This window comes from Burkholderia sp. 4M9327F10, from assembly GCF_005503145.1.
In the GTDB taxonomy this organism is placed as follows: Bacteria; Pseudomonadota; Gammaproteobacteria; order Burkholderiales; family Burkholderiaceae; genus Paraburkholderia.
This window is the reverse complement of the sequence record NZ_SCNV01000113.1, coordinates 1-11,344: the sequence shown is the minus strand read 5'-3', so window position 1 is coordinate 11,344 and position 11,344 is coordinate 1. Positions and strand designations below refer to the sequence as shown.

Below are 11,344 nucleotides of genomic sequence, written 5' to 3'. Positions count from 1 at the left end.
AAGAGGCCGGACCGGCACGGTGCTCTGTTTCCGGCCCGTGCCGAGCCCCGCCAGCTCCCAGCTGGCCGGCACCTCGCCATCGGCCGGCACGTAGCGCAGCTGCTCGCGGCGCGCGAGCGCCGCCTCGGCGTTGCGCAGACCCGAGTCGCCCATCAGCAGCAGCGCCGCGGGCGCTGCGCGCCAGCGCGGCCCGGCCGGCCCCAGGCTCGCGCTGCGGTCTTCGGCAAAGCGGCGCACCCGGTGCCACAGGTCGACCGGCAGCGCCCGTTCGATGCGCATCGCGTGCGCACGCGTGACCGTCACCGGATCGTTGACCGCCTGCCACGGGTTGCCGGCCAGGTAATGCACATCGACGAACCAGTCGAACGCGGCACGCAGCGCGCGCACCGCGTAACGCTGGCTGTCCGGGCTCAGGCCGTCCGGCGCGAAGGGTCGCCAGCATGGCGAATCGCGCCGTGTGCGGGGACCGGTAAAGGCCGCCGACGGCACCGCGAGGAAATCCTTGTAGGCCTCGCAGTCGTCGACCGTGAGCGATGACAGCGCCGTGCCGCGCACCGTGACCGCCCATAACAGCAGACGCTCGAGCTCGCGCGTGTAAGCGCGCAACGCCTGCGGGCGGTCGCGGTAGCGGTGCAGCCAGGCCCGTATCGCGTCGAGGTCATGCTGCGCCTGCAGATAGCACAGGCCCGGTGCGCGGTTGCGGCCGCGCGTGCCGTTGCCCTGCGGCCCCTCCCCGCCGGACAGCGCGTGGGGCAGCGCGACCCGCTCGAGCGGCGCCAGCTCGCCGGCGCGCCCGCCGCCGGCCGGGACCAGCGCGACGCGCGCGGCGCCCGCCGGCGCGTCGAGCGGATCGGCGGCATCGACGTCGTCGGCCACCGTGACGCCCAGCGTGCCCGCGTGCCGGCGCAGCCACCCGACCAGCACCCGCGCGCGCAGCAGGCCGATGCGCGGCACGGCCCGCCACCAGCAGCCGCCGCGACGGTTGCAGAAGTCCACCAGTGCGCCGAGCGTCGGGATGCCCTCCCCCACCAGGCGCCGGGCGACCAGCGGGCGGAACCACAGGCCGACCGGGTGCGTGGCGGCCGGCGCCGCGGCGGCCAGCCGGGACGCCTGCTCGACCATCCGCAGCGTGACGGCGGTGAGCTTCGCGCTGCCGTGGTGCCGGGTCGACGCCTTCAGGTGGTCGGCCAGCGCGGACGAGCCGTGCAGGGTTGCGAGGTGCACCAGGTCATCGCGCATCGTGCGCAGGTAGCGCTCGAGCGCGTCGGCGCCCGCCGCATGCGGCGCGGTGTCCGGATCGAAGTACAGCCGCGCGATGGTCGGCAGTGGCACGCGCTGGACGAACGCGCGCAGCGCCGTGAAGTCGGTGCGCGTGTAGCTGCGCGGCGGGGGCAGCGTCAGCTGCTGCGGGCGGTTGGCCATGACGCGGTTCCGGGGCCGGCCGTCAGGCGGGCAGCATCAGGGTCGGGTGGTAGCGCCAGACCTTCGGGTCGGCGCTCAGCAGCGCCATCCCCTCGTGCAGCGCCTGGGCGATCATCAGCCGGTCGAATGGATCGGCGTGGTCCGCATGGGACGGCAGCAGCGCCACCGCCTCCGTATGGTCGCCGGTGACCGGCAGTTCGACGAAACCGGCGAGGCGAAACGCCGAGCGGGCATCGCGTGGATGCACGCGCAGGTTGCCTTTCGCGTGCTTGATGGCGATCTCCCAGATCGAGGCGGCGCTGACCAGCAGCGTATTGACCGGATCCTCGATCAGGGCGGCGGCCCGGGATGACAGCTGGGGCGCGCCTTCGGCGGCCCACAGGGCGATGTGCGTGTCGAGCAGCACCCTCATGGCGTGAGGTCCTGCTGCGCGCTCGCCTCGAAGTCGGCGGTGATCGCGTCGTCCCCGGCGTTGAACGCCTCGACGGTGGCCGGCACCGCGAGGCCGGCGAGCAGGTGCCGCGCGGCACCGATGCGCCGGGGGGCCGCGAACGGCACCAGCCGGGCGACCGGCGCACCGTTGCGGGCGATGATGACCTCGTTTTCCTGGCCGAGCTCGAGCCGCTCGACCAGGCTCGAGAGTTTCGACTTGGCGTCGTGCATGTTGACCGTGAGCATGGACTTCTCCGGATTAGCTAATCAGTGTTAGCTAGTATGCGGGCGCCGGCCACGAAACACAAGCGGCCAGTGCGGGGTGTCCTGCGGCGCTCGACAGCCGGCACCGGCCGGACGTATCGGATCAAAGGGTAAACCCTTAACAAAATGGGCTGGCAGCGCGAGGTAACGCGCTTTCCCGGTATTCAACCCATTAAACCGCATGGTGCTAATAACAGTTATCACCATTGACCAGGGCCAAAAAAACGGCCCGCTTCAGTGGTGTGAGCGCGGACCGGTTCGTGGCGGAGCCGCGACGGGCGGCCAGTTTGCCCGCCAGCCCCGCCGCTGCTCCGTGGGTGGTCACGTGCGTTTGGCACGGACCACCTCTCCATGATAGTCGCTGTTCCGCCGCCCTGCCGGCCTGTCGCCGATAACAATTAGCAGATAAGGCTCCCGGCGGCAAAACGCCCGTTCCCGGCCGCGACGCCACCGCGAAGCCCTCCGGGCGCCCCGCCCTGCGGATGTCGACTCAACCCGGTCTCCTCCCCTGCTGGCGGCGTCGATGCCGTGCCGGTAACAGGAGTTAGCGGCATTGGAGCGGCACAGAAAAACGGCCCGTGCTCTGGTTGTATGAGCGCGGACCGCTTCGTGATGCGTGGCGAAGCACAGACGGGCGGCCCGGCCCGGTTGCCCGCCCCGCCGCGGCTCCGTGTGCAGTCACGGGCCTGAACACGGACCACCTGTCCATCATCGCCGCGGTGGCGCCGCCCTGCCCGGGCCCGTCGACCAGTCCCAGTGCGCTGACACTGCCCGTCCGTTCATCGCGCCGCAAACGGGGCTTGAAAGATTGTACCTAACTATGTACAATTCATTTGCCCACCCTTTTTAGGGTCGACCCTTGGGCCTTGGTAGACGATAAGGCGCGTAACGCCTTCTGAAAGATGTCGTACCCATCAAACTCGGTACGACGAAAACGTTGCCCGGACCGTTGGCGGTGCGGGCGTGAACGTAGATTACCTGGTCCGGCTTGCTGGATCAGGCCAGAGAGATAGATATGAACATCCTGACTTTTAGTGAGGCGCGAGCCGGCTTCAAGCAGGCACTGGATACGGTCTGCAAGGATCACGAGCCGACGGTTATCACCCGGCAGCGCGGTGAGCATGTCGTGATGATTTCGCTGGATGACTTCAACAGCCTGCAGGAAACCCTGCATCTGCTGGGCTCACCGACGAACGCTGATCGGCTGCGCCAGTCCATTGCCGAGTTCAAGGCCGGCAAGACCTTCATGAAGGACTTGCTGAAAAATGACACAACAGAAAAAGACGAAAAACAAAGCCGCAGCAGTAAATAAGTGCAAGGTTGCGTGGAGTACCAACGCGTGGGACGACTACCTGCATTGGCAGAAACACGACCTGTCCATCATGGAAGAGATCAACGGCCTGATCGAGGAAATCTCCCGCGATCCGTTCAGGGGCACCGGGAAACCGGAGCCCCTGAAGGGGGATCTGACAGGGTTCTGGTCCCGGCGGATCACCAAGGCTGACCGCCTCGTGTACATCGTCCAAGACGGCATCATTTATGTGATGCAGTGTCGGCACCACTACTAAAGCAGCACTGGAAAAGCACCGGCAACGGTGCTTTTTTTTGCGGCCACGCTCGCTATCCTGCCTGGCTTGCCTCTGACCGTGGCCGCGCCAGGATCTGCCGGATCACCGCGAGATGGCGCTCGCCAACCTCCACGTGCGCCGTGGCGCGCGCGCCGTCCACCCGCATCGGCGACGGCGGCCGCACTCCGAGCCGCCGGCACAGTCGCGAGACGTACGGCTTGCCCGGCCCCACCCAAGCCTGCGCAGCCGCGGCGAGCGTCGCATCGCCGACCTGGCCGCGCAGCCACGCAAGGATTTGCCGGTCCCGTTCGTTCTGTACGCGCACCAGATGTTCCATGCCGGCCTCCGATCTGTATAAAAACACAGTACTGTGAATATATACAGGTAACGGGTAGTTTTCAACCACGCGCTGGCTATCTGGCGGCTCGTCCCGCTTCTACGCCAGAAATATTGACCAGCGTTGCACTGGGGCGACGAACGAAGGTACCGTTTTTCGCGATCTTAAGAGTTTACTTGAAGTTAACCGGTAGGCCGTTTATTCTTCGGTCAGCCGTGGTTTCTGCAAAAACCGAATAATTCTCAAGTAACCAGGATAGAACCGTGACCGCTAACACCATGCTTAGTGCGCGCCTTCCAGAAGTCGATCAATCCGTTTCCATCGAAACCCTTCTTGGGGTCGCGGCTCAGGCCACAGACATTCTGAGCCAAATTCGCGACGCGATGCTGGAACCATACCCCCGCAAGCATGCACCGATGTTCACGAGCGCTCAGGTGGCGGCGCTTTGCGGACTGGACAAACAGCGTTTCCAGTATCGCACTACCAAGGGTGATCTCCCGGCAGGTAAGTCACGCGGAAGCGGTCGCAGCAAGGAGTTCACACTCGAAGAAGCGATCGCGTGGGTGAGCGAGACTTCCACTCGTGCCAAACGGCCGACCGGCGCGCGAGCGCGCGTGTTGACGGTGGCCAATTTTAAGGGCGGCGTCGCAAAGACGACAACGGCGGTATCGGTGGCTCAAGCGCTTACATTGTTGGGCCGGAAGGTTCTGGTGATTGATTGCGACCCACAAGGGACAACCACGCAGCTGTGTGGATGGGCTCCGGACGCCGAGATAACGGACGAACAAACATTGCTCCCGTTGATCTACGGCGATCAACCCGATCTGTCCTACGCTGTTCAGTCAACGTACTGGCACAACCTCGACCTCATTCCGGCGTCGTCGTCGCTATTCGACGCTGAGTTTGAAATTCCCGCAAAGGTACTGAAGGACAGCACCTTTGAGTTTTGGGAAATCATGAATAGGGGGCTGCACCCGCTCACCGCGCACTATGACGTGGTCATCGTCGACACCCCGCCCGCGCTGAGCTACCTGACGATCAATGCCCTCCTTGCGTCAGACGCGATTCTCCTCCCCTGCCCGCCCGAGGGCTTGGATTTCGCCAGTTCCACGCAGTTCTGGCACTTATTTTCTGACATTGCGAAAAAGCTGCCGGGCGTGCTCCAAACCAAACGCTATGACTTCGTCAACGTGGTGCTGACGAAGTCCAAAAACGATGACGTGTCCCGCGTGGTGAAGGGCTGGCTCCAAAAAGCGTACGGCGATCGCGTGTTGCCAATGGAGATTCCAGAATCGTCCGTGCCAAAGGGAGCATCCGCGCAGCTCTCGACTGTCTACGATCTGTCGAGGCCCGACGGGAGCGCCGCCGCGTACCACCGTTACAAAGAGCCATTGGACCGGCTCGCGGAGCATCTCGACGCGCAATTCATTAGTGCATGGACAAGAGTGGAGGCGTAAATGGGAATCGGTGATCGACTGCTTGCCAAGACAGCAAACGTGGAAGCTAGGGAGGTTCGGCCCGGTGAAACATCTACGACTGCCAGAACGTCGCCGGGCCGGCTCATGGACGCACAGAATCGAATCAATCAAGCAGATGAGCGCTGGAAGGATGCAGAGCAGCGATGGACGAACGCTGAACAGAGGATTAAGGAGCTTGAGGCCCAGGTTGCTGGTCAGGAAGGCGATGAGATCGAGATCGACACGCTTGTCGAGGTAGCCGGCCGGCGTAGAACGCTTTCATCCGAAGCGTACGCCGAACTGAGAAAGAACCTCGAGCAAAACAAGCTTGCAACACCGATTCTCTATAAATCACTCGGGAACGGCAAGAGGGAGCTGATTGCCGGGTACAACCGCGTTGCCATTTATCGCGAGCTTGGCCGCACCAAGATCAGAGGCGTGGCATTTGAGGGAGACACGAAAGAGATTGAGTTTGCCGCTTTGTTCTCGAATCTGCTCGCGCCGTCACTCCCCGATTTCGAGAAGTACCAGCACTTCATCCGTCTGCAAGATATCTCTGGCTTGTCGCGCGATGAAATTGCTGAGAGCACAGGACTCAGTAAGGCTCACGTCACTCGCATTTTCTCTTTCGACATGCTCCCGGCAGAGGCCAAGTTAGCGTTAGCAGCGAGCCCCGACAGACTGGGAAGCAACGCCGCCCAAAAGCTCGCCTCTTTGGCTCAAAACGGTTCCACGGAACAGGTCATCGCTGCCGTAAGGAGATTGGTCGACGACTTTGAATTCACGCAAGAGAAGGCTGTCGCGATGGCGACCCCAGTGAAAGCGAAGAACCAGCAGGCAACGGCCCCGACTGTGATCAAGACCGGGAAGAAGAAGTTTTGCGAAGTGTCTGCCCGAAATGGAGTCGTGGGCGTTCGATTCTTCGGGACCGACAGCGACGCGGCCGCGCAATGGAGTGAAAAGATCGCCGCCTTTATTCGCTCAAACATGGCTACACCAGAGGCGGAGTAGCCGTTTGGCTCCAGTAGAGCCCTCTTAGAAATCAATGACTTAGCGGAGCAGATGGTCGATGAAAAAGTGGACTCTAGTAGAGTCTTTTTGCAAATCAACCACTTAGCCATTCAGGAACGTGCGATGAGAAGCTAACCACCACGTTGTAAAAACAAAAGCCTTCGGCTGGAACCGAAGGCTTTTGAATATTGGGCTTGCTGTCGCTCGCCCTACCGCTGCACTTCCCCGACGCCAATCGGGCAAGCAAGAGACAACTCGAAGTGTAGCGGAACGCGAACGGCAGTCAAGCGTGTGCCATCCATTTTTACGAAATGGACGTGTAGACATGCTTATCGCGCAACACTTCGTTGCCGGCGAGGGAGACATTCGCCCTCAACCGGCAGATCAGGCCGATGTCGTCTCCGATGGCAACGCGCTCGCTGAATTCAGCTGCGACACCACGAACCTGCCATGGATCATCTTTCGCGCCGCGCATCGCGCCGCGCATCTGCACGGCGTTCCTGCCCGTGCGCGCGCCCTGCTCTCGGCCCTCGCCCGCACCGTCGACGCCCGTCACCCTTATGCGGCGATCTACGCGCGCCGTGAGCTGCTGACCGGCCGCGCCATGCAGTCAATGCGCACCTTCTATCGCAGCCTCGATGACCTCGAATCCGCCGGTCTGATTGTCCGCGCGCCCCAGAAACGCTACGGCGAGGCCGGCCTCTTTGGCCGCGCCTACCTTCACCTCTCCGAGAAAGCCGCCCAGCTACTCGGCCTCACCGAACCACCCGCCATGGCCGTGAGCAGCGATCCCGCACCTGCACAGGATGGGGCAGCCGACGCGGCCGCCTTATCCTTGACGCAGCCGTCTGCCAGCGTGGCAGACGGTGCTATATATAAGGATCTTTGCCCTTCTGCTTTTCAAAAGAGACAACCGGGGCAACTGCCAGCGGACCTCGAGCGTCTGCGGGCCCTGGGTTTTCATCAATTCCTGATTTTCAAACTGATGCGCGATGCGAGACAGCACGGCAAGCTGCTCTCCGACGTCGTCGCCGTAGTCTGGGACAACCTGAAGGCCGCCAACCGCCCCATCAACTACCTGCGCAAGCTGCTCAGCACGCCAACCGACTTTGCTCACCAACGCCGTGCCCGACAGGCTGCGATCGAGGCCACGCAACAGGCTCAACGCGAAGCGCATGAAGTGCAGGCCGTGCTCTCGCGCTGCACCGGTCAGACATTCTTCGATGCGACCGGTACCCGCAAGATCGTCATCTCCGCCGACGTATCGACCACGCACGACATCCGCGAAGCGCAGCCCCGAGTGATGGCCGGATCGTGGCAGGCGAACTTCGTCGATGCGCTCCTTGCACGCCGGATTGTCCCGGCGACGCCCGAGTTCGAAGAGCAGTTCGCGACCCGACGCCGTGAACACCAACGTGCCCAGGCGGCGCCATCCCTGCCTCCAGGCACCCAGCCGGATGCACCTTTGCTGACCCGGGTGGGCGACACCCAGCTTGGGATCCTCGCGCGCCTGGTGGGCGCCCGCCGGCCTACGCCAAACGGAATGGCCCAGTCTGCGGATCCAGCGCGTGCGTGAGCCTTGCGAGTCGAAAGAGTCCCGTCACGGGAAGCAATATCCGCGCGCATTGCGGGGCGCGGACGGCTGCCTGTTCACCGCGGTACCCTTGAACGTTAGTCGCGCGGCCGGGTTGTCCTACCGTTCGGGATCTGGCGGACATCGCGTTGCACATGGGAGAGAGATAAGTACTGCTAAAAATACTCCGGCAGATCCGGCTACTCCCGGGTTTCCCAGATCTTGCCCAGCCCTGCTACCTCGCACAGGATTGCCCAGGCCGCGTAGGGGATATGCGATTCCTCGCTTATCCATCGCCGAACCTGCCGGCCGCCGCCTTTCTCGCTTAAGCCCACCAGATCCGCGACCGCCCGCCCGGTTAGCCCCGTGCGACCTATGACCTCACGTATCTCAACACCGGTTGGTTGCTGCCAGCCCTCTACCCACGGCAGCAGACATTCCGGGCGAATGCGTGTGTGGAAGTCGTTATTCATTTTTCCTTTTCCGCTCAGTCTATTTATTAAAGCCACCGTGGGCGCTGCTCGCCTTCCTTGACGTCGAGCGGGCCGACACGGTGCTCACGGGGTGCCCACGCATGGCGATGCAGATCCAGCAGGTCGCGGGCCATGCTCTCGGAATCAGCCGCCGAAAAATGCAGTTCAATCGGCAACTCGCGCGCCGGGTCCCCGTCAATCGCGACGACCAGCGTGATATGGCGATAGCCGGGCGCCTCCGAATGCGTCACATAGCGCGCCTGATAGCGTTCGCCACGAACCGGCGGCGGCTCCGGCACAGGGCGTTTATCCAGATTCCAGCGCGCGATTATCCGCTGCCACCTCTGCTCGCCGTCGGGGAAATATCGATGTACCTCAACGTCCGGACGATGATCGAGCCGCAGCACGGCCATACAGTGCTCGAACAGGTCATCGTCCAGTGCACGTAGCGCCGTGAGATCGAAATGGTAGTCGGTCCCGTTGTACAGGCCCGCGAGAAATTCCGCGACGGTCTCCGCCTGACCGGTGTCGCCTTCGGCCACGTCTACAAGTTGCAGGAGCGAATCGAGGCCGCGGTCACGATCGCCGGCGCGGATCTCCGCTGCACGCTGCGCTGGCGTCTGCCCGCCGTGCGCGTTCGCAAAAAAGTCCGTGATGGTGTGCTGGAACGCCTCGAGGAGGTGCTCGGGCACGTTGCTGGTGATCCGGTGCGTTTTCGGGCGAGGCGGATTGTTCATGGTGCTACCTTGCTGGTCCGGAGTAGGGGACTTCGACCGCGTAACCGCGGTCGGTGATAAAAGGGGCGATGCTGAACGGCACCGGTGCATCGAGCGCATCGACCAGCGCAGCCCGACAACCATGCCGCGGAAATATTCGCTACTGTACCCAACGCCAGTTCCTCGCGTCCGTTTGCGTCAGGCCACAACCATCTGTACCTTGAGACGTGCCTGTGTCCGGCGGCGCCAGCGTAAATCGTTCTGTCTTCCATCTCTGGTCCTGTTGATTCAATCCGTATAGGGGATCGTACGACAGCGCCGGCCCCGGCGGTCCGCAAGCTGATCCTGGATCCAGCCCCCACGGCTTCGCCGCGGAGGAAACACGCAGCCTGCGGCTGCTTGACGACCCCGGCCGTGGTCTGCCTGCGCCGTACCGGATCGTCCCGGCGCTACTGCGCCGCGCCGGCGCTCTCCCCACGCCTGCCGGCGCGGGTCCCCGTGCGCCTCGATCCGGGCGCGCCGGCGCGCGCGTGACGCGTGCGGTTATCCGGGCTCCAGGTTTGGCAGGAAGGGGGTATCCCTACCGGACGGCTGGGACGCGCATTCCGCTGACGCTATTTTCAGCCAGGTATGCGCCTGAATGAAATACCACCGCCGCCCAATGTTTCACGGGCATTTCCTGTACCGGGCGACAGCCCCGGCATGAACCGGGGCCGACATGGACTATTCCTGACGCCGGGCGAGTTGCACCCGCTTGAGTTCGCCCGGCGCGCCGAAGTCGAAGTTCTCGACCGTGAAGTTGTAGCCGTAGCGCTCGATCCCTTCACCGTCCTTGAAATCGTTGTTTGACAGCTTCGCCTCAATGATCAGTTGATCGCCCTTCAGCACGTTTCGCGCGATGGCCTCACCGCGCGAACCAAAGGCGGTGAACTGGATTCTCACCTGACGCTCTTTCGCTTCGCCGGTGCCTTCGTCGCGACCGGCATACTCGTTGGAAATCAGTGTGAATTTCGTCACCTTCGAATCACCGTGATTCGCGAGCACTGGGGCGGCGGCAACACGGCCAGTAAAGAAAAGCTTGTTCATGATTTGTACTCCTGACAGTTTGAATGAAACAGAGGGAAACGTTCGTTAGAATCCTGGCTCGGGTAGGGCAGGTTGCGGGGCACGGGGCGGCACACGATCAAACTCGGAGAGCGCGTTGCGGGCTATCGCGCGCAACTCTTCACGGTGCATGTCGATTGGGTGCCCGTCGCGGTCCAGCATGTTGGCAATCCGGTCGAGTGCTTCGGCGCAGCGCGCGGCGGCATCGGCGGACAAGGCCATGCGGAACAGTTCCGCGCGCACCAGGGAACGATCGCCGTACTGATAGACGGCCAGCAGTGGAAGGAGGGCGGTTAGCCACGTTGGGCGGATGTGAGCGGTATCCATGTCGGTTTCCATAGTGAGGTCATGCCCGGCCCGAAGGCCGGGCGCACCGGTTAGCCGCGCAGGCGGCACAGTTCGCCGGCGAGCACCCAGAGGGCGCGGTTGAGCCTGATGTTCTGGTCAATGCCGGTCACCGCGCGGGTGGTGGTGGCCCGGCCATTCGCATTACGACCGCGCAGGCCGCCGTTGATCATGTTTTCCTGCACGCGATTGAATGTCGTCCACAGGTCCCGTGCGCGATCCTCCATGCGATGCGGTGTCAAAAGTTGCTGCTCAGTGATGGGCGCGGGCTTCTCGTCGTCGTACCGCAGCGCAAGCGCGGCCCGCGCGAAAGCGGTCTGTTCGCCGTCAGTCAATGCCAGACCGGCCATCCCCTCGCGCTGACGGGTCGCTGCCTCAAAGCTGTCGAGCACCTTGAACGCTCCCTCGATCACCTCGCCGACCACGTCGCCCTTATGAGGCACGCGAATATCACCAATGGTGTCTCCGCAGACCATACCGTTCTGGCACACAAACCGGAACATCCCGGCGAGCATCTGGTAGCTGCTGCTGCCATCGTTACGCGCAAGAGAAAAACGATGGACATCAGCCTGAGCCTTGAAAATACTGGAATCGCCAGTCTGCGGGACGTCCATCAGATTAGAAGAAAAAGTGGACAGAACG

At 63.1% G+C, this 11,344-nt stretch carries 14 protein-coding genes; 5 read left to right on the top strand and 9 right to left on the bottom strand.

The features are described 5' to 3' along the window. The 3 genes from FFS45_RS40775 to FFS45_RS40765 form a co-directional block, all read right to left on the bottom strand. On the bottom strand, window positions 1-1,422 hold a 1,422-nt coding region (locus tag FFS45_RS40775; protein ID WP_137960238.1), incomplete at its 3' end, for a phage integrase family protein. Between the two features lie 22 nt (window positions 1,423-1,444). Continuing rightward, complete coding sequence (locus FFS45_RS40770; RefSeq protein WP_137960237.1) at window positions 1,445-1,834, bottom strand: type II toxin-antitoxin system VapC family toxin; 390 nt, start codon at window positions 1,832-1,834, stop codon at window positions 1,445-1,447. After that, window positions 1,831-2,100, bottom strand: a complete 270-nt coding sequence (locus tag FFS45_RS40765) for a type II toxin-antitoxin system prevent-host-death family antitoxin (RefSeq protein ID WP_137960236.1) — start codon at window positions 2,098-2,100, stop codon at window positions 1,831-1,833. Before FFS45_RS40765 ends, FFS45_RS40770 begins: the two co-directional genes overlap by 4 nt. A 1,033-nt stretch (window positions 2,101-3,133) precedes the next feature. Between FFS45_RS40765 and FFS45_RS40760 the strand changes: the two genes are divergently transcribed. Both FFS45_RS40760 and FFS45_RS40755 read left to right on the top strand, forming a co-directional pair. Beyond that, window positions 3,134-3,430 (top strand): type II toxin-antitoxin system prevent-host-death family antitoxin, encoded by a 297-nt coding sequence (locus FFS45_RS40760; protein ID WP_137960235.1) that lies wholly within the window; start codon window positions 3,134-3,136, stop codon window positions 3,428-3,430. After that, window positions 3,384-3,686 (top strand): Txe/YoeB family addiction module toxin, encoded by a 303-nt coding sequence (locus FFS45_RS40755; protein ID WP_137960234.1) that lies wholly within the window; start codon window positions 3,384-3,386, stop codon window positions 3,684-3,686. Before FFS45_RS40760 ends, FFS45_RS40755 begins: the two co-directional genes overlap by 47 nt. A gap of 52 nt (window positions 3,687-3,738) precedes the next feature. Here FFS45_RS40755 and FFS45_RS40750 read toward each other — a convergent pair whose 3' ends face one another. After that, complete coding sequence (locus FFS45_RS40750) at window positions 3,739-4,023, bottom strand: hypothetical protein (RefSeq protein WP_137960233.1); 285 nt, start codon at window positions 4,021-4,023, stop codon at window positions 3,739-3,741. A 263-nt stretch (window positions 4,024-4,286) separates the two neighbouring features. On the opposite strand from FFS45_RS40750, the gene FFS45_RS40745 reads away from it, so the two are divergent. The 3 genes from FFS45_RS40745 to FFS45_RS40735 all read left to right on the top strand — a co-directional run bounded on the left by FFS45_RS40745 (window position 4,287) and on the right by FFS45_RS40735 (window position 8,067). Next, window positions 4,287-5,480, top strand: coding sequence for an AAA family ATPase (locus FFS45_RS40745; RefSeq protein WP_249363130.1), 1,194 nt, complete (start codon window positions 4,287-4,289; stop codon window positions 5,478-5,480). Between the two features lie 105 nt (window positions 5,481-5,585). Then, window positions 5,586-6,491 (top strand): ParB N-terminal domain-containing protein, encoded by a 906-nt coding sequence (locus FFS45_RS40740; protein WP_249363129.1) that lies wholly within the window; start codon window positions 5,586-5,588, stop codon window positions 6,489-6,491. Between the two features lie 181 nt (window positions 6,492-6,672). Then, window positions 6,673-8,067: a replication protein O gene (locus FFS45_RS40735; RefSeq protein ID WP_171029898.1), complete on the top strand. Its 1,395-nt coding sequence runs from the start codon at window positions 6,673-6,675 to the stop codon at window positions 8,065-8,067. Window positions 8,068-8,264: 197 nt separating this feature from the next. Here the strand turns inward: FFS45_RS40735 and FFS45_RS40730 are convergent, their stop codons facing one another. The 5 genes from FFS45_RS40730 to FFS45_RS40710 all read right to left on the bottom strand — a co-directional run. Then, window positions 8,265-8,537, bottom strand: a complete 273-nt coding sequence (locus tag FFS45_RS40730) for an XRE family transcriptional regulator (protein WP_137960230.1) — start codon at window positions 8,535-8,537, stop codon at window positions 8,265-8,267. Between the two features lie 26 nt (window positions 8,538-8,563). Then, entirely contained in the window at window positions 8,564-9,274 is a 711-nt protein-coding gene (locus tag FFS45_RS40725) for a hypothetical protein (RefSeq protein ID WP_137960229.1), read from the bottom strand. 702 nt (window positions 9,275-9,976) lie between these two features. Further along, a complete protein-coding gene (locus FFS45_RS40720; RefSeq protein ID WP_137960228.1) occupies window positions 9,977-10,339 on the bottom strand; it encodes a single-stranded DNA-binding protein in 363 nt (120 codons plus the stop codon). A gap of 45 nt (window positions 10,340-10,384) precedes the next feature. Next, on the bottom strand, window positions 10,385-10,696 hold the full coding sequence (locus FFS45_RS40715; protein ID WP_249363128.1) for a hypothetical protein: 312 nt from the start codon (window positions 10,694-10,696) through the stop codon (window positions 10,385-10,387). A 38-nt stretch (window positions 10,697-10,734) separates the two neighbouring features. Next, on the bottom strand, window positions 10,735-11,344 hold a 610-nt coding region (locus FFS45_RS40710; RefSeq protein ID WP_249363127.1), incomplete at its 5' end, for a DUF932 domain-containing protein.

What these genes read in the sequence shown, in the direction of transcription:
- FFS45_RS40725 (WP_137960229.1), bottom strand. Translation starts at nt 9,274, where the DNA reads ATGAACAATCCGCCTCGCCCGAAAACGCACCGGATCACCAGCAACGTG.
- FFS45_RS40750 (WP_137960233.1), bottom strand. Translation starts at nt 4,023, where the DNA reads ATGGAACATCTGGTGCGCGTACAGAACGAACGGGACCGGCAAATCCTT.
- FFS45_RS40765 (WP_137960236.1), bottom strand. Translation starts at nt 2,100, where the DNA reads ATGCTCACGGTCAACATGCACGACGCCAAGTCGAAACTCTCGAGCCTG.
- FFS45_RS40760 (WP_137960235.1), top strand. Translation starts at nt 3,134, where the DNA reads ATGAACATCCTGACTTTTAGTGAGGCGCGAGCCGGCTTCAAGCAGGCA.
- FFS45_RS40720 (WP_137960228.1), bottom strand. Translation starts at nt 10,339, where the DNA reads ATGAACAAGCTTTTCTTTACTGGCCGTGTTGCCGCCGCCCCAGTGCTC.
- FFS45_RS40715 (WP_249363128.1), bottom strand. Translation starts at nt 10,696, where the DNA reads ATGGAAACCGACATGGATACCGCTCACATCCGCCCAACGTGGCTAACC.
- FFS45_RS40730 (WP_137960230.1), bottom strand. Translation starts at nt 8,537, where the DNA reads ATGAATAACGACTTCCACACACGCATTCGCCCGGAATGTCTGCTGCCG.
- FFS45_RS40770 (WP_137960237.1), bottom strand. Translation starts at nt 1,834, where the DNA reads ATGAGGGTGCTGCTCGACACGCACATCGCCCTGTGGGCCGCCGAAGGC.
- FFS45_RS40740 (WP_249363129.1), top strand. Translation starts at nt 5,586, where the DNA reads ATGGACGCACAGAATCGAATCAATCAAGCAGATGAGCGCTGGAAGGAT.
- FFS45_RS40755 (WP_137960234.1), top strand. Translation starts at nt 3,384, where the DNA reads ATGACACAACAGAAAAAGACGAAAAACAAAGCCGCAGCAGTAAATAAG.